Source organism: Acidicapsa ligni (assembly GCF_025685655.1).
Classification (GTDB): domain Bacteria; phylum Acidobacteriota; class Terriglobia; order Terriglobales; family Acidobacteriaceae; genus Acidicapsa; species Acidicapsa ligni.
Genome location: NZ_JAGSYG010000001.1, coordinates 1491905 through 1508939, shown reverse-complemented (window position 1 = coordinate 1508939; position 17035 = coordinate 1491905). Strand labels below are relative to the sequence as shown.

Here is a 17035-nt window from a genome sequence, read left to right as displayed (position 1 = left end):
GTCCTGACGCGATCATGGCAGATACTCGAAATTTTGGACCACAACTTCGACGGGATGCTGAAGTCCGCTTTGAGGATGATGGGCATCATAGAAATCGATGAGGAGCGTTTCGTTGGCCGGTACTGGTACGCCAGATTTGAACACATGTTCAATAATTTTCGAGTGAGCCGTAGAGACGCCTGCGAAGGATCTGAAGGTGGCTCTCCCTGGCTCCCATCGCAGCACATGGGTTGTGGGCCCTGCTGGAATCTCAAAGTGTACTGTATTCTCCGGAATATAGTACGGTTGCACCACGTAATCAGCGTTACGGTTCAAGGCATTTCCCCAACGGCTCAACTCAATATCCATATCAGCTCCATCACTGTCCTGCGTGAAGAGAGCGAGAACGGCAGAGGTAGGGAGATGGTTTGTATCTTCGATCACAAACTTGTAGGTTCCGTAGCCAAGACTGCGAGTCAGGCTGATTCCAGCACAATAACGATGGCCTCCTTCGAGACCCATTAACAGGTGAAGATAGCCTTGATCATCAACCCAAACATTGGAGGGTTCGTAATCACAAATCTCTCCTCCGCGATCATTGGGAGAAGAGCGAACTCTCCAATCGTAGCCACTGAAATGAACTACCTTTGGAGCTGGTCGCGGCTCGGAGGATGCCTTTGTTGTTGCGATCGCTAACACGTTACCGCCTGCTGGAGGCAGTGCCGAAAGTCTCGCTATGGGCTGAAAATCCGGGGTAACTAACAGGGCGGCATAGTCTGAGCCGAGATGGGTGTAATTCTCCCAGGCCCCATCGCTTCCGACATCGGTGAACGCGCGGCTCCTGAATGGCTGCACCCACCAGGTGTCTCTGAGGTGCGCATATACAATGATCCGCACTCCAACCGGAGAATTTACAACCTGCCCGTTGATGTGATCAAGGTACTCCGCTCCTGCTCCTTTTGGGGGAACATGTGCAAAGTGTATTGCAGGCGCAGGTGATTTACGGGTGCTTCTACAGCCCATGGGAAATATCAGGGCTGCGCAAAGGGACGCAGCGAGAGCGGCATTCAATGGAGACCTGGCGAAAGTACGAAACGAAGCGATTAGTTCCCTGATTGGGGACGCCCGGCGTACCTGAAGACTTCTCATCAACACCCTCTGGATTTCGACGGTCTACATGAAGGATGACATTTCAACTAGTTGTTAGAAAAGAACTCGAAAGTGGTATTTTGTACCCAGACGCAACATTGCCCGCGTACAAGTATGCTCCGGTGGGCCAGTTATCTACTACAGATCAGATACAGGGCAGATAAAGATTAAGGCGAATCGTCCCGCCAAAGCATCCCTGGTTGATTGTGACCCTGCAAACACAGTTTATGAGCAGTCGGCATTCGAGATGAAATGAAGATTTTTCGAAGTTGAGTCAAGTTGGGCTACTGGCGTATTTGTGAGGAAGATGGCGTCGTACGAATTTGAGCGTAGAGTTTGAGCACAGAGCATTCCGGAAAGGTGGAATAGCAGGAAGAGCATCGTTAGGATTATCAAAAGATAAGCATCTCATCAGACATTCTGTATTCTAGTCCTGAGTTCGACGCTTAGATGGCTTGGACCAGAGGATCATGTGAATGCACTTTGTTAAGCGGGGAAATCTCCAGCGAAAGTGTGAAGGCCCAAGACCCATATTGGCAAGAAACGAGGTTTGAATGGTTCCGTCTGCTGCATCACCGAAGGCTTTTCGGCTTTGGCCATTTGTATTAATTGCCGCAATAGCGGGCTCTGCCGCGCTAGCTTTCGCATACACGGCTGGATGGCTCTCACCGCATAGGCTTACACCGCAAAAGATCGTAGCGTCGTTGGCACCCCCTGGCGGCCCGGCATTGGGGCATCGCCGTAACCACGCCAAGGGCATCTGCTTCACGGGAACGTTTGACGCAAACGGCGAGGGTTCAACACTCTCCAAAGCTCCCGTCTTCGTCAAGGGCGAATATCCGGTGGTGGGGCGATTTAACCTTGCAACTGCGAATGCGAATGCTGAGGATGCCATGGTGCGTGTGCGTGGTCTTGGCATTCAAATCACGGCAACAGATGGGCAGCAATGGCGCAGCGCTATGATCGACCCGCCGATCTTCCCCGTTTCGACCCCACAGGATTTCTACGATCTTCAGATTGCCGCTGCGAGCAAGGCTCCGGATGCGATGAAAAGTTTTATTGGCAAGCATCCGGGATTCCTCACCTTCCTCGGCTGGGCTAAGACTGCCCCGTGGACCGAGAGCTATGCGGAGGAGCGCTACAACAGTCTTGACTCCTTCTTGTTCGTTGACGGCTCCGGTGCTAAACACCCCATCCGCTGGTCGTTTATCCCGGAGGCACAGCCCGTTTCGATTACGCCTCAGGAGCTTGCCAAGCGCGGTCCTGATTTTCTTGAGCAGGAGATCACCCAGCGCGTAGCAGCCGGCGCTCAGCACTGGAGCGTGGTCGTCACCGTTGCCAATCCCGGTGACCCAACTGCGGACCCCAACAAGGCGTGGCCTGCGGATCGCCAGACGGTCAACGTCGGTACGCTCAACGTGCAGCAGGTTCAACCAGAACGCGATGGCCCCTGCCGCGACATCAATTTCGATCCGACTGTGCTGCCCGCTGGAATTACTACTTCAGATGACCCATTCCCGGCCGCGCGTTCAGCAGCGTATGCCCAGTCTTACAACAGCCGTACAGCCGAAGCCTCGCACTATCCGCGTACGGCGACGGGAGGCAAGCAATGACAACAGCCCGCACACGCTTCACCGCGCCGCAGCGATTGCTTCACTGGCTCATGGCAATCTGCATTCTGTCCATGTTGTTTATCGGTGTGGGTATGGTCTCGACCGTCACACCCAGATACCTGACACTGGTCCAGATTCACAAGCCGCTTGGCATCGCGATCCTGGTGTTGGTGCTTATTCGTCTGACGCTGCGCATTATTTATGGTGCGCCTGCGCTGCCCGCCGATCTGCCGGAACCGATGAAGCTGGCAGCGGAGCTATCGCAGTATATCTTCTACGCGCTGATGATAGCCATGCCACTGATCGGCTGGGCCATGTTGTCTGCTGCGTCTTATCCTGTGGTGCTTTTCGGCAGCGTGCATCTGCCGTCGATCCTGCCTGTAAGTCCTGGCTTGCATACGCTGCTGTGGAATGCGCATTATTACCTGGCGTTTGCCTTTTTCGGACTCATCCTGATGCACGTCTCTGCAATCCTCTTTCATAAGCTGGTCAGAAACGATGGCGTCTTCGAAACTATGGCCTCCGTATCCACACACGACCAGCCGAAGTGACCTGCTGGAGCGACACGCCGCTTGACTGAAAACAGTGAGTACGAGCTACATCGTGAACGTCAGTGCTTATTAGCGCGATCCGGATTTTGATCTTCTCAAAATCTGGGTCGCGTGGCACGGCATCACGCTGGTGACTTCGGGAGCGAATCGACCTTTGATCTCACAAAGTGCCACGGCCGTCTGCGCGTGTTGGCATGTCGAACGGGTACTTCGAGTACCAATAAAGTTCCTCCGTTAGGCTCGCTTGAAAACTCGAAATTGGCGCCGATCTTGCGAGCACGTTCCCGCATATTTTGAATGCCCCAGTGACCTGGCCGACCGCTGCTCAAGAGATTTGAATCGAGGCCGATGCCGTCATCGTAGACCTTCATCTGAAGCTGATCGGCTCCATAGCTAATCACAGTTTCAACTCTTGTTCCGTTCGAGTGCTTGAATGAGTTCCCAATCGCTTCGCGGCCGATTCGGTGGATTTCATCGCGAACGATTGGATCGAGCGGATAGGGTGAGCCATTAACAATCATCGAAAAAGAGATCTTCTTCAACTGGGAAAGTTCGTTTCCATACTGCGTGAGGGATTCGGATAGCTCATCGCCAGTCTTCGTATCGGCTCGAATGTCTCGTATATGATTTCGCCCTTCCGCCAATACCTGGTCTGCATGATCAAGCCCTTCTTCCAACGCGAGACGACGTGGGTCTTCTTTCTCCAATCGCGTTGACACTACTTGAAAGCGCAGAGTGACTGCCTGGAAATCCTGCAATAAAGTGTCATGCAGATCGCGTGCGATGCGTTCCCGCTCTTGAAGGCGCTCACCCAGTCTTGCGGTAACTGCTGCAGTGGCGCTGCGTAATCGCAGGAGATAGAAGACCCACAGCAAGCCTGCAACACTGCCAACAATGGCGACTTTAAACCAGATCGTTTGATAGAACGCTGGTGGAATGGCAAAGCTGAGCGTATCGCCGGTCGTGTTCCACACGCCATCGTTGTTGCACGCCATTACTTTGAATTCGTATTTGCCAGGAGGCAGGTTTGTGTAAGTTGCCTGACGAAGCGGGTCAGGCGAGCTCCAATCTTTGTCGAAATTTTGTAGTTTGTAGCGGAAGAGAACTCTTCGGGGAGCAGCAAAACTTAGCGCAGTGAAGGCAATACGAACGCTTCGTACATTGACAGGCAACGACACGCGACCTTTGCCGCTAACGTCTCGTTCATCTGCGGTGATCTCTTCGATGTGAACCGGCGGAGGCGAAGCATTTTGATTCAAGCTGCGAGGATCCAGAATGCTTAGCCCTACCGTCGTTGCGAATACAATACGCCCATCATTCGTTATGGATGCCTGGGGTGTGTACCATCCGTTGTACGCAACACTTTCAACGCCGTCTGTATTCATCAAATAATGTGTGATCGCCACAGTGTGGGAGGGCTGCGCTATCCAGGAGACAAGCTCGCTCTCAGGGAAGGCAACGAGGCCGCATTCTGTATACAGCCAGACATTGTGATCTCGATCGTGTCGCATCCAATGCACCGCATCGCATGGCAGGCCGTTCTTGCGATTCAGCATCGATAGTTTCCCGTGTAGCACGTGCGCTAACCCTACCCGTGTGCCAGCCCACACTCCTCCATCCTCGTCCACCTGCGGGTCGCGAACAATTCCCTCTCCGAGCCCAGCTTTTGTTCCATATCGTTCTACGATCTTCCCGTCCTTATAAAGCCTTAGTCCTCCGCCGGAAAACGCAACCCAGACGCCCTCACGTTTGGAATCGAAGGCGAGAGCGTCTCCACCTATCTTGCGTTTGAAGTCCTCGACCTGATCTCCCTTCTCATTCAAATGCATCAGCCCTAACGAACCACTTTCCAGCCATAGGTCGCCGCCCTTGCCTTCCGCAACTTCGAAGACGTTCTCCCCGGTCGTTACACGGAGATGCGAGGCCTTACTTCCGTCCAACCATACCAATCCTCGAGGATCATTGATCCCAACAAGCATGCGTCCTTTGGAAGTCTCAAAGAGGCTGGTAATAAGATCGCTGGGGAGTTTGACAGTGGATTTGACCGCGCGTCCCCCGACAAGCTGATACAACCCATCACGTGTTCCTATCCACGTAACGCCCTTACGGTCGGTAAGAACTGAATTGACGTAATCGATTGAGAGCCCCTGCTTGCTTGTCAAACTCGGGACAGCAGGCTTGGTAAATTTATCCAACCCATGACCGGTACCTGCCCACACATTGCCTTCCCTATCCTGGAAGAGAGAGACGACACTGTTAGAAGACAATCCATCGGACGTGGTGAAACTATCCGCTCGTCCTTCGTGAACGTGAACAATGCCTTGCCCGCCGGTTCCAATCCATAGATCGCCATCCCTGTCCTTCAATAGCGTCCGGGGGAATTTCATCTCTATTGGATAAGGTTGAATCTTTCCGTCGGCTGTAATCCTATTCATGTGCTCGCCTGTGGTGAAAACCAGTGTGCCGTTCGCATCCTGGTCAAAGGCATACGCGTTCGTTAATCCTGAAACCGAAGCAACTTTTTGTGGCGAACCGGGACGGAGTTTCCAAATTCCAGTACTCGTACAAATCCATAATTGCCCTTTTTCATCCTCATGCAATGGCCCTGCAAACGTGCCAAGAGGGCTGTTGGCGGGAAAGCATTGGCTGCCACCACGATAAAAGCGGCACAATATAGAAGCCTGCCCTGCGCCGGCGGCCCAGATCCCGCCATCTTTATCCTCGTATAGTGCTTCTACCTCCGTGCTATCGAGTTGATGGTATCTGCGAAACTCGCCATTGGCCTTGAGTTCCGCTAACCCGATGCCACTGATCCAGAGACTGCCGTCCCTCGACCCCAGCAAGCGGTGGAGCGGTCTGCGTGGAAGTGAATCGTTAGCGGGAGGTTTCCATTCGACGAAGCGGACGCCGTCGAATCGAAGGAGACCACTACTGCCCGCAATCCAGAGATATCCATCGGAGGTTTGTGCTACGGAATTGATGGCACTTATGCCAGCTTTAAAGAAACCCTCCTGCGAAGTCCATGACGTGTGCAGGTATTGCGAGACCTCGAGAGTGTGCGATTGCGCAAATGATGGCGAGGCTGTGAGCAGAAACAGCAATGTCCATTGGGCCCATCGCATCCATCGGGCCCATTGGACCGCTATCGATTTTGCTTGATTCGCTAACTCTGACGCACGCGCGATCACTGCACTTTCAGACATTCCGAGCCTCCAGCAGACGAAACGCTCAAACCTGAAGCAAGCCAGATCGCACAGCGACCGGGTATCTTTGATCGAAGCTCTCAATGAAGTTAGTTTTTAGCGTTCTCTTAAATCCACAAGGTTAAGAATTGTTCGTGTTCGAGATACCATCCTGCATCCGATAGCCTCTCCCTTGCTCGTTTCGACGATGCTTACATGAAGAAACCCCGAATGGTCGCAAGACTGAATGCGTGGGTTCGATCCGAGGCATTGAGCTTGTGCAGAATATTCTTCATGTGTACCTTGACCGTCTCTTCTGAAATGAAAAGCTCCGAGGCAATCATCTTGTTGGATCGGCCATTGGCGGCTGCTTTCAACACTTCGATCTCTCGCACGGTTAGATCTTCGTGGTGCATGTGTACAGCCAGGTCAGTCGCGATTTCTACAGGTATGTGTTTCTGGCCGGTATGAACTATGCGGATCGCGTCAGTCAGTTCCTTACGGATCCCGCTCTTTAGCAGATAGCCTGCAGCTCCAGCTTTGAGCGCACGATAAGCGAGGGCACCATCTTCAAATGTGGTTAACACAATGATGCGAGCGTTTGGAAATTCCTTCCGGATTGCGATGAGAGCCTGGATGCCACTTAAGTCGGGCAGTTGCAAATCCATCAGGGTTACATCCGGAGTATGCGCTCGATAGATGTCGATGGCCTCGTAGCCGTTCGAGGCCTCGGCGACGACCACCATGTCCTGCTCTTCGTCAATGACTGCGACGATACCCGCGCGGAGGAACGGGTGATCGTCCACGGTGAGAACCTTGATTCGCGATGTGATTGGCGATGTGACTGGCATATGACATTTAAGCTCTTTCTTTGCGCTTTTTCAGAATGCAGAATACCCTGTCGAGTGGTAGAAGAAATACCCCTGAATAGGGGTATTTATGCTGCCGCCAAGACTATCTTCGGAAATTGTTGCTGGATGCACGGAGCAACCGAAGCGGTGTCTTTCCGCGTGTTTTTTGGAATGAAAGAAAGGATGCATGGCAGGCTTGCCGTGCATCCCAGGTTCAACGCTGAACCGCTTTTTGACACTGCAGATTCGGGATCTTTTGAGACCACTTGGCGAGCGACTACACAGGCTTTGCATCCGCGGGTGGATTGTGCAGAGACTCAAGAGTGATCGGCTTTCCAAACATCCCCCAGCTATGAGGCGGAACATCCCGGATGACGATGTACACGGGGACACGCTCCTGTGGCGGAATGCCAGCGTGCTTTCCTACGACGGCAGTGAAGCGTGCGATCAACTCTTTCCTCGACTCAGCATCCAAAGCTCCTTCAACGACATTCACCTCCAGGCTAATGACCTTCGTTCCGCCTGGTTTTCCGCCGTGGAATACCCTCTCTGCGGGATATCCTCTCGCATATACCCAAATGTTGCTTCGGACGTAAGGTGTGTCTGGCAGCTTTTCGCACTCCAGCCCAGTTGTTGTGATTTCCTCTGCAAGTGCGGTAAGCGCATGCTCAGAAAATGTCCCTTCTGGATAGTTGATAAAAACCTTTGGCATAGTTTTCTCCTATTTACACTTCCACTTATTGCTCTTCGGGGAAATTGGCTCCTGTCGCACGTCAATGAATCTACCGTGCACCAACTTCGAGGTCTATTCCATGTTTCGGCAATATTTCCTCGTGAAGTGTTCCACCATCATGGAATTGCGTATACATGGCTGCGCACAAAATACTATCTTTGAAATCGCAGTCTGGCTCCATAACAATGAGATCTCTATGCCTTCCTTCAAAATGAGGCAGTCGCTTATCGACGATCTCGCGCCCGTTACGGAGTCTCCGCTTATGGATTGCTTTCACTCGTTAGACCGGAGCATACGATGACTCAGCAATGCACGCACCTCCATACGATTCGTAACGTCAGCCCCAATACACAAGGCTGCGAAGAATGCCTGAAGATGGGCGATACCTGGGTTCATCTGCGCATGTGTCTGCACTGCGGCCATGTTGGCTGCTGTGATAGTTCCAAGAACAAGCACGCGACCAAGCACTTCCATGCGGCGAAGCACCCCATCGTGCGCTCGATCGAACCGGGCGAAAGCTGGGCCTGGTGCTATGTCGATGAACTGGAACTTGAAATAGAGGAATAGTGGCGTGACGCATTGGGCCGCTTACCCTTCTTTAATAACTAAGTGACGACTGAGCGAGCATAGCTCCACTACACTAAGGCATGTCGCTCATATCGATTCGTGCTGTCTCCTGGGCTGAACGCGTCATCCTCTGTTTTGCTGTGCTCTTTTTTTGCGTGCACAGCCTTCCGCGTACATGGCGGACGCTGAATACAGATTTTCCGAACTATTACACGGCGGCTCGGCTGGCGCATGAAGGTTATGACACATCACGCATGTACGAGTGGCCATGGATCGAACGCGAGAAAGACCATCGCGGTATCGATATCCGTGTCATAGGGCTGCTTCCGATCACACCATTTTCAACACTGACTGCGTGGCCGGTGGCAGAACTGGAACCGCTTGTTGCAAAGCATATTTGGATAATTCTGAACGTTGTGTTCCTTGTTCCTATTGCCTGGATGTTGCAGTCAATGACGAGACTGAGCTACCAGCGAATAAGCTTAGTCATACTCCTCAGTTATCCCATGTATCGCAATCTTCTGTATGGGCAGTTCTATATTTTTCTGCTCTTGCTCTTGACTGCGGCGTGCTTCAGTTATCTGAGGGGATATCGAGTTTTGGCTGGCGTCCTGGTGGCGATCGCTGCGGCCTGCAAGATATTCCCGCTCCTGCTATTTGTATTCTTTCTACAGCGCAGGGATTGGCGAGCTCTGGCATCGGCTACGGCCACTGGTCTTTCCGCCATTGCTGTCTCGATTGCGGTCTTCGGAGTCAATGCAAATCGTACCTGGTTGGAGGAAATCCTGCCATGGGTAACGCGCGGAGAAGGGCTTGGCATTTATACAACGACTCCCTCTATCTCCGGCGTTCTTCATTGTCTCTTTCTCTCTGAGCCCCAATTGAATCCCCATCCGTGGCACGATTCTCCATTGATTTACGCATTGCTTGCGCCTGCTCTGCAGATGCTTGTGCTTGCGCCTGCTATTTTGTTCATTCGCAAAGGGGATGAGAGCAAGCGCCAAATCCTGCTGGAATGGTCTGCGTTGTTGACTGCGGCACTTGCCATCTCCACGATCCCGGCTTCTTACAATTTTGTTCTCATGATATTTCCTGTGTGCGTGCTCTCGAGCATCCTTCTGCAGAACAGGCGGTATGCATGGCTCGCGTGCCTGATCGTTGCATATCTCGGCATTGGATTTCCGCTTCCAGTTCCACTGCAACTTTCCGGTCTTGCACTTCTGCTGTATGTTCCTCGCCTGCCACTGATGATGGCGGTGCTCTTCGGAATTTATGCCCTACTGTGGCGACGTAAGCAGGAGAGTCCGGATCGGGACTGGAGTCGCTATGCATGGGCGGTGATTATGGTTGCATCCGTCCTTCTCAGCACGCGTTCGACTCTTCGCGTGGAACGTGCCGAGCGTGAGGAGTATGCATACCGTCTGCCATTGCAGGCGCAAGGCTTTCTCAGCGCGGAGCCACAATCTACAGTGGATGGGGTTCGCTATGCCGCGTTCACTGCGGGTGGATATCGGCTGATGACGGAGGGACGAAATGGAGTTCAGGCAGACTCTGGTGTTGATGCGGCGGAAGACGATCTTTCGTTTACCAGCGGCTTCGGACACACCTTGGTCGAGCGTGCTTCCGTTTCGGGATCTCGAATTGTAGACCTTCAAAATCCCTCGCGAACTCTGGTCGAAAATGCGCGCGAGCCAATGATTTCTTCGGATGGGCACGATCTCGCGTTTCTACAGGACGATCATGGACGAGGACGGCTCATGTTCCGCCCCACGTTTGAATCGAACAGTGCGGAGACGCGGTTGACCCCTCTTCAGTGGAACGTCTACGAGGCATCGTTTCGTTCCGAGGGGGACTATGCAGTATCGGCCGTTGAGGGCGACTCTCTTCCAAAGATCTTCCTGATGGATGCAACGCACAAGGACGCACCCATCACCATCGCAACCGCACGTTTTCCGGCTCTTTCGCCCGACGGACGATGGTTGGCCTATAGCCATCTCAATCATGGTGTCTGGAATCTTTGGCTGCGAGACGACAGCAACGGCTCCACGCGGCGGATCGCGGATGTACCGTGCAATCAGATTCAGCCATCCTGGGCGAGCGATTCAAAGACTTTGCTCTACGGGACCGATTGCGGCCGGAGCATATGGTTCACAGCCATCGCCCGGCGAAAGGTGCTGCCATGATTGAGCAGCCGCCGGAGTTTCCGCAAAGCGTGAAGAAAATGGTGGGGGCTATCTACTTAATGCTGGATACATGATGTCGGCAAAAAAGAGGAGAGTTCCAGTAGAGTTCTAAGGACTTGTCACCTACATGACGCCAATCAATCAGAAGCACTTGCTGTAAGTTATTGAAAATATGGTAGGCACGAGGAGACTCGAACTCCTGACCTCTACCGTGTCAAGGTAGCGCTCTAACCAACTGAGCTACGCGCCTGCTTTGTTTTCAACCAGTTATCTAAATCATTGAAAACACTGGTCAACCGGAATTCCCATACTTTCTCCTGCTTCTCCTCTTTCCATTGGATATAACCAATTTCCGGAGGAAACATCCAGTAAACGTCCAGTAAGGGGTTTCTGAATTTGACACACAGGAGCTGACTCTCGCGGCACTGTCACTGCCTTGTAGTCTCGATTGTAGCAAATTATCTGTCGCGTTTCGCCGTCGCTTCCGGGGAATCGAATCAAATACCGATGTTCGGTTCAAAAAAGAGAGGACCGCAAAGGACACCTCGTTCCAGCTTGGAACTACTGGGCGGACAACACGGAACATCCTGTACGGCGTGCCAGGGTTTCTGCGACGGAACTCGTAAACCATCTCTGGATCCAGTTACGAGGTGGCCCTCCAATCACGATCAGGTCTACGTGATTCTCGCGAGCGCGCAGGCGGATCTGCTTCTCAGCCCAGCCTTCGACCATTTCGGTCGTCATTTCAAGCCCGAGTAACCCTCCTGAACGGATGCACTCGTAGAGCCGTTTCTCAATCCGTCGTCGCCGGTTTGAGGGATCTTCGACCGGCAATCCCTCTCCTGCCGCCTGTATGTTGGGTGGCTCGACGATGCCCAACATGACAACGCTTGCCTCAAGCTTCGCTGCAAGACCCAAGCCCAATTCTGTTGCCCGTGCGCCCCATGGCGTACCATCATCTGCAATAAGGATCTTCCGGAAAGTCTCAGTGGCAACTGCTTGATCCATCTTGTGGCCTCAGCATCTTGGAACGAGAGTGTTGGCAAGCGATCTAATGGTACCCCCGGGCCAGACCGAATCAGGGTGCATCACTCAGCCCCGATCATCTTCCGGGGATCGAGAACCTGATCGAAAGTGGCCTCCTCGATCAAACCGCTGGAAATTGCGGCCTGCCGCAGAGTCACCCCCTCACTCATCGCTCTGTGGGCAATCTGGGATGCCTTATCGTAGCCAATGACCGGGCTCAGGGCGGTCACCAACATGAGCGAATTATTGAGGTGTTCATTCACCCTGGTTAAGTTGACCTGCGTACCCTCAACGGAATGAACCCGGAACTTTTCACATCCGTCCGCGAGAATTCGTGCCGAATGGAGAAAATTATTGATGATGAGGGGCCTCATCGTGTTGAGTTCAAAGTTGCCCTGGGATCCGGCAAAAGCCACCGCCGTGTCGTTCCCGATCACCTGAATTGCGACCATGACGATCGCCTCACACTGCGTTGGATTCACCTTCCCCGGCATGATCGACGATCCTGGTTCGTTTTCCGGCAGAATCAACTCTCCCAATCCACAGCGCGGTCCTGAGGCAAGCCAGCGCATATCGTTAGCTATTTTCATCAGACAAACTGCCAATCCCCGTAGACCAGCATGTGCGGCGACAACCGCATCCGAGGAGGCCTGTGCCGCAAACTTGTTGGGTGCGGTGACAAAAGGAAATCCGGTTAGCGAGGCAATCTCCTGTGCAATTGCCTCCCCGAATCCAGCCGGGGCGTTCAGCCCGGTGCCGACCGCTGTACCGCCGGCGGCGAGTCGGTACAAACCGCCGAGGGAGGATTTGAGGACTGCAATTGCATCCCACATCTGTGCGGCGTACCCGGACCACTCCTGTCCTACCGACAATGGGACCGCATCCTGCAGGTGAGTTCGTCCGATCTTGATGATTGACTGCCACTCTGTGGATCTCGCTTCGATGACTGAGACAAGGGCCTCCACGCGGGGGAGAAGATAGCCCTCGATCTCGAACACCGCGGCGATGTGCATGGCCGTGGGAAACGTGTCATTGGACGATTGCGACATGTTCACGTCGTCGTTGGGATGCAGTGGGGTCTTTGAGCCGAGCATTTCGTTCGTGATTTGACTGGCGCGATTGGAAATGACTTCATTTACGTTCATGTTCGACTGCGTACCTGATCCGGTCTGCCAAACATAGAGCGGAAATTCTTCATCCAGGCGACCAGCGATAATCTCATCGGCGATTTGTGTTATCAGTAGGGCTTTGGCGATCGGCAGACAACCGAGGCTCTGATTTACTATCGCGGCGGCTTTCTTAACGTAACCGTAAGCGCGATAAACCTCGATTGGCATGAGGTCATTTCCGATGGAAAAGTGCTCCAGGGATCGCTGCGTCTGCGCGCCCCAAAGGCGAGTTATCGGGACTTTCACTTCTCCGAGCGAATCGGTCTCTATGCGAAATGTGCCTTCGTCGAAGGGGGCGCCTGATACCCTCGGGCTTTTCCTGACAGGGATGTCTGACATGAGTACTCCTTTGGTGCTTTGCGCAAACGATGCCGAGATAGGGTCAGTGGCAGACTGCTCCGACTACCATTCTGCTCACTCCATCCACGAAGTGCGTTCGGCAGAACCTCTCGATGATCGAGAGCTGTCGTTTGGCGACCTGCGATTGAGCCTGCAGAAAACTCATCATGGTGTTCCCGCTAAAACGTACTCTTTATCGTAGCTCCGCAAGACATGTGCCGTTGACACAGTGATCCTGGACTTGGATACTTGGATGAGCATGGGTGTTGGAGTCCACCTTTAACCGCCCTTCGGGGAAGATGACTCCTACGAGATGACGACCTCGGAAGGAGTTCCCCCATGCCCATCCCACTTTAATCGCTGAAACCGAACAGGGTGATCACATAGGAGTCCACACCTCTTTGGCGATCCTATTGACCTTGTAATGCCACATACATCTGCTCGCTGTAGGGCGGCATCAGCTCAAATTCGGTAATCACACTTATGTCCTTCGCTGGAAGTTAAGTGCTCTTCCCACGAAGTGGGGGTAGTTATGTCGTTTCGAAGCATTCTATTCGACGAGATGGAAATTGATGCTGATATTGATGCCCGAAGGCCGCCTGACTTCTTCGGTGATTTGCACCTTGAGCAGATTGTCGATTCCATTACCGCTGGCCGGGATGAATACAATTTGAAGCCCTTCTTCTATGTCCCATTGGGGACCATCTCGTCGATTCACTACCGCCATGACATATTGCGTGATTTTGAAAACCAGGCTCTGCTGGTGCACATTCAATCCTTTGCTCAACGGCTGAGGTCGATGCGTGATGCTCTCGCTCAGTCGGAGAAGCTTTTCTATAAATGCCAAAAGCAGAGTTGGTTCTTGTCTGCCGTGGTGATTTACTGCACGGCGGTGAAAAGCCTGACGCGCGATCTGAAGATCGCTGGTCCTCGCTCGCGAGGCTTGTCCGAGTTCTGCAAGTATGTAAGCAGCTATGCCGACTCTCGCGAGTTTGGCTCGCTTGTAGCAGAGACTGAGAAGCTCAAGACTGCCCTCTCGAAGATCAGATATTGCCTACATATTGCCGGTGCTCGTATCACAGTCGGCAGGTACGAATCACAACCTGACTATGGTGCGGAGGTCTTGCGAACGTTTGAGAAGTTCAAGCAGGCTGAAGCCAAGGACTATCACTTTGATTTCCCCTCTTCTGTTGAGATAAACCACGTCGAAGCCGCCATTCTGGATCGTGTGGCCTTTCTATTTCCAGAGACCTTCACCACATTGGCGGAATACTCGTTCCGCCATCGCAATTTCGTCGATCGGACGATCAAGACCTTTGACCGAGAGGTGCAGTTTTATGTCGCATACGTAGAGCATATGGAGCTGTACAGGAAGCTTGAACTCCATTTCTGTCTACCCACCGTTACCGATCAATCTAAAGAAATATGTGGGAGACAAGGCTTTGATCTCGCGCTCGCGAGCAATTCTCTCAGCACGAAGAGCAGCGTAATCACCAATGATTTTTATCTAAAGAACCCGGAACGAATCCTGGTTGTTTCTGGTCCGAACCAAGGGGGGAAGACGACCTTTGCCCGAACGTTCGGGCAGCTTCATTATTTGGCAAGTATCGGCTGTCCGATTCCCGGTAAAGAGGCAAAACTTTTTCTGTTCGACAATCTGTTTACTCATTTTGAACGAGAAGAGAACCTCAACAACCTCAGTGGCAAGCTGGAAGATGATCTAATCCGAATTCACAAGATCCTCGAGCGCGCAACGTCTAAGAGCGTGCTGATCATGAATGAGAGCTTCGCCTCGACGACATTGACGGATGCGCTTTTTCTCGGCAAAAAGATTATGGAACAAATCATTGAACTCGACATGCTATGCGTGTCGGTGACCTTCCTAGATGAATTGGCCTCCCTCGGAGCAACCACGGTAAGCATGGTCAGTACGGTACGGCCCGACGATTCCGCTCAGAGAACATTCAAGATTGTCCGAAAGCCCGCTGATGGCCTGGCGTACGCAATGGCATTAGCGGAAAAATACCAGCTCAGCTACGAAGGGGTGAAAAGGCGGGTTCTGAGATGAAGGTATTTCTGTTGTATCGAGACAGGGATTTCGATTCGAACTGCCCACTGCCACCGCACTCCGCCACCTTGATGAAAGATCTTGAGATTGATCGACTGCTTGGCGCGATGGCCGCTGGCGATGCTTTTCTATTCGATGTGGCTAAGAAAACCTTGTTTGCAAGCCTCTCACAGACAGAAGACATCCTTTATCGGCAACAGGTTCTCAGAGAATGCCTGGAACACGCAGCAGTCATTAGAGATATCTATGCGATAGCAGTGGAAGCAATCGAGCAAGAAAAGAAGGTATGGGGGGCCATATTTGGGCGATACCCTGATAGCTCCTTAAGCCGATCCATTGATGTCCTTCGGATCTTTATCGGCTCGCTCGAGCGCTTACGAGTCATCGCAGACCAGAGCGACGAAGAGTTTCATTCAGAAGGCCTGAAGCGGTTTTTCGAGATGATCACGCGCGAACTCAACGACGCATATCTGGACACAGTGAAGAGTTACTTGCAGCGGCTCACGTTTAAGCGAGGTGTCTTGCTCAGCGCAGAACTGGGAAAGGGAAACAAACTTAGCCAATTTGTACTTCTAAAACCTCAGGATGAGAAACGTGGGTGGCGTGAGCTCCTAAAGCGGTGGATGGAGCAGCTGTCTTCAAAGGGCACCCAGGAGAGCTTCGTGTACCAGGTTGCCGATCGCGACGAAGCTGGCATGCGTGCTCTAACCGAGCTGAAAGGGCGAGGCATCAGCAATGTCGCGACTGCACTTGCTCAATCGACCGATCATATACTGAGTTTCTTCACGAAGCTGCGCATGGAGCTAGGATTCTACGTAGGTTGCCTAAACCTTCGAGACCGATTGATTAATAAGAAAGAGACATTCTGCTTTCCGGAGCCGACGTCTTCAGACGAACAGGTATTCTCAGCCCGCGCTCTTTATGATGTCAGCCTGAGCTTGAGTATCGAGGACAGAGCTGTAGGCAGCGACGTCGACGCCGACGAAAAATCACTCATCCTGATTACAGGTGCCAACCGAGGGGGGAAATCTACGTTCCTTCGCAGTGTCGGCCTTTCTCAGTTGATGATGCAGTGTGGGATGTTTGTGGCTGCGCAACGGTTTAGTGCCAATATACGTGATGGCCTCTATACGCATTTCAAACGCGAGGAGGACAGCACCCTAAAGAGCGGAAAGCTCGATGAGGAGCTTCACAGGATGAGCGTCATCGTCGATAGCATCACACCGCACAGCTTAATGCTGCTCAACGAATCGTTTGGTTCTACAAACGAGAGAGAAGGATCGGAGATCGCGCGGCAGATCGTGCGCAGCTTTCTTGACAGTGGTGTCAAGGTCTTCTATGTGACCCATATGTTCGATTTGGCCGGTGGCTTTTATCAAGAGAAGATGGTGAACTCACTCTTCCTAAGGGCGGAAAGACTCGAGGACAGCACACGGACCTTTCGTCTTATTGAGGGCGCGCCGCTGCCGACAAGTTACGGAGAAGATCTGTATTGGAGGATATTCTGCCACGGTCCTTTGCAGGGTAATGAGTCGTTACTTGGAGGCGACGTTGGACAGCGGACACGGAAAGCCGGCATGCGCAAGTGAGCCGGGATTGGCCGCACGCTAGCCGGTGCGGCGATG

13 protein-coding genes, 1 tRNA gene and 1 riboswitch are annotated in these 17035 nt (G+C 52.7%); of the genes, 7 read left to right on the top strand and 7 right to left on the bottom strand.

Annotated elements, in window-relative coordinates; translation table 11 throughout:
* Nucleotides 1-12: 12 nt before the first annotated feature.
* Complete coding sequence (locus OHL19_RS06185; protein WP_263356741.1) at nucleotides 13-834, bottom strand: LamG domain-containing protein; 822 nt, start codon at nucleotides 832-834, stop codon at nucleotides 13-15.
* 848 nt (nucleotides 835-1682) lie between these two features.
* On the opposite strand from OHL19_RS06185, the gene OHL19_RS06180 reads away from it, so the two are divergent.
* Together OHL19_RS06180 and OHL19_RS06175 are read left to right on the top strand one after the other, a co-directional pair.
* Nucleotides 1683-2741 carry a catalase family peroxidase gene (locus tag OHL19_RS06180; RefSeq protein WP_263356740.1) on the top strand — a complete coding sequence of 353 codons (1059 nt, stop codon included), beginning with the start codon at nucleotides 1683-1685 and terminating at the stop codon, nucleotides 2739-2741.
* A complete protein-coding gene (locus OHL19_RS06175; RefSeq protein WP_263356739.1) occupies nucleotides 2738-3292 on the top strand; it encodes a cytochrome b in 555 nt (184 codons plus the stop codon). The genes OHL19_RS06180 and OHL19_RS06175 overlap by 4 nt, the downstream gene beginning before the upstream one ends.
* A 122-nt stretch (nucleotides 3293-3414) precedes the next feature.
* Here OHL19_RS06175 and OHL19_RS06170 read toward each other — a convergent pair whose 3' ends face one another.
* The 3 genes from OHL19_RS06170 to OHL19_RS06160 form a co-directional block, all read right to left on the bottom strand.
* Nucleotides 3415-6495 (bottom strand): ligand-binding sensor domain-containing protein, encoded by a 3081-nt coding sequence (locus OHL19_RS06170; RefSeq protein WP_263356738.1) that lies wholly within the window; start codon nucleotides 6493-6495, stop codon nucleotides 3415-3417.
* Nucleotides 6496-6686: 191 nt separating this feature from the next.
* Entirely contained in the window at nucleotides 6687-7325 is a 639-nt protein-coding gene (locus OHL19_RS06165; protein ID WP_263356737.1) for a response regulator, read from the bottom strand.
* A 277-nt stretch (nucleotides 7326-7602) separates the two neighbouring features.
* Nucleotides 7603-8037: a tautomerase family protein gene (locus tag OHL19_RS06160; protein WP_263356736.1), complete on the bottom strand. Its 435-nt coding sequence runs from the start codon at nucleotides 8035-8037 to the stop codon at nucleotides 7603-7605.
* Between the two features lie 318 nt (nucleotides 8038-8355).
* Between OHL19_RS06160 and OHL19_RS06155 the strand changes: the two genes are divergently transcribed.
* Nucleotides 8356-8625 (top strand): UBP-type zinc finger domain-containing protein, encoded by a 270-nt coding sequence (locus tag OHL19_RS06155; RefSeq protein WP_263356735.1) that lies wholly within the window; start codon nucleotides 8356-8358, stop codon nucleotides 8623-8625.
* 80 nt (nucleotides 8626-8705) lie between these two features.
* On the top strand, nucleotides 8706-10808 hold the full coding sequence (locus OHL19_RS06150; protein WP_263356734.1) for a glycosyltransferase 87 family protein: 2103 nt from the start codon (nucleotides 8706-8708) through the stop codon (nucleotides 10806-10808).
* 173 nt (nucleotides 10809-10981) lie between these two features.
* Here the strand turns inward: OHL19_RS06150 and OHL19_RS06145 are convergent.
* The 3 genes from OHL19_RS06145 to fumC all read right to left on the bottom strand — a co-directional run bounded on the left by OHL19_RS06145 (nucleotide 10982) and on the right by fumC (nucleotide 13342).
* A tRNA-Val gene (locus tag OHL19_RS06145) sits at nucleotides 10982-11058 on the bottom strand.
* A 311-nt stretch (nucleotides 11059-11369) separates the two neighbouring features.
* Entirely contained in the window at nucleotides 11370-11816 is a 447-nt protein-coding gene (locus tag OHL19_RS06140) for a universal stress protein (protein ID WP_263356733.1), read from the bottom strand.
* Between the two features lie 80 nt (nucleotides 11817-11896).
* A complete protein-coding gene (gene fumC / locus OHL19_RS06135) occupies nucleotides 11897-13342 on the bottom strand; it encodes a class II fumarate hydratase (protein ID WP_263356732.1) in 1446 nt (481 codons plus the stop codon).
* On the opposite strand from fumC, the gene OHL19_RS06130 reads away from it, so the two are divergent.
* From OHL19_RS06130 to OHL19_RS06120, 3 genes are all read left to right on the top strand, one after another.
* A complete protein-coding gene (locus tag OHL19_RS06130; RefSeq protein ID WP_263356731.1) occupies nucleotides 13341-13544 on the top strand; it encodes a hypothetical protein in 204 nt (67 codons plus the stop codon). The two genes, fumC and OHL19_RS06130, sit on opposite strands and share 2 nt — an antisense overlap.
* Before the next feature lie 51 nt (nucleotides 13545-13595).
* Nucleotides 13596-13658: riboswitch (Fluoride riboswitch) on the top strand.
* Between the two features lie 216 nt (nucleotides 13659-13874).
* Nucleotides 13875-15410, top strand: a complete 1536-nt coding sequence (locus OHL19_RS06125; RefSeq protein WP_263356730.1) for a MutS-related protein — start codon at nucleotides 13875-13877, stop codon at nucleotides 15408-15410.
* Nucleotides 15407-16999 (top strand): MutS-related protein, encoded by a 1593-nt coding sequence (locus OHL19_RS06120; protein WP_263356729.1) that lies wholly within the window; start codon nucleotides 15407-15409, stop codon nucleotides 16997-16999. Before OHL19_RS06125 ends, OHL19_RS06120 begins: the two co-directional genes overlap by 4 nt.
* Nucleotides 17000-17035: the final 36 nt, after the last annotated feature.

Coding starts and splice junctions, on each gene's coding strand:
- fumC (WP_263356732.1), bottom strand. CDS start 13,342: ATGTCAGACATCCCTGTCAGGAAAAGCCCGAGGGTATCAGGCGCCCCC.
- OHL19_RS06170 (WP_263356738.1), bottom strand. CDS start 6,495: ATGTCTGAAAGTGCAGTGATCGCGCGTGCGTCAGAGTTAGCGAATCAA.
- OHL19_RS06125 (WP_263356730.1), top strand. CDS start 13,875: ATGTCGTTTCGAAGCATTCTATTCGACGAGATGGAAATTGATGCTGAT.
- OHL19_RS06150 (WP_263356734.1), top strand. CDS start 8,706: ATGTCGCTCATATCGATTCGTGCTGTCTCCTGGGCTGAACGCGTCATC.
- OHL19_RS06140 (WP_263356733.1), bottom strand. CDS start 11,816: ATGGATCAAGCAGTTGCCACTGAGACTTTCCGGAAGATCCTTATTGCA.
- OHL19_RS06155 (WP_263356735.1), top strand. CDS start 8,356: ATGACTCAGCAATGCACGCACCTCCATACGATTCGTAACGTCAGCCCC.
- OHL19_RS06160 (WP_263356736.1), bottom strand. CDS start 8,037: ATGCCAAAGGTTTTTATCAACTATCCAGAAGGGACATTTTCTGAGCAT.
- OHL19_RS06120 (WP_263356729.1), top strand. CDS start 15,407: ATGAAGGTATTTCTGTTGTATCGAGACAGGGATTTCGATTCGAACTGC.
- OHL19_RS06130 (WP_263356731.1), top strand. CDS start 13,341: ATGAGTACTCCTTTGGTGCTTTGCGCAAACGATGCCGAGATAGGGTCA.
- OHL19_RS06175 (WP_263356739.1), top strand. CDS start 2,738: ATGACAACAGCCCGCACACGCTTCACCGCGCCGCAGCGATTGCTTCAC.
- OHL19_RS06180 (WP_263356740.1), top strand. CDS start 1,683: ATGGTTCCGTCTGCTGCATCACCGAAGGCTTTTCGGCTTTGGCCATTT.
- OHL19_RS06165 (WP_263356737.1), bottom strand. CDS start 7,325: ATGCCAGTCACATCGCCAATCACATCGCGAATCAAGGTTCTCACCGTG.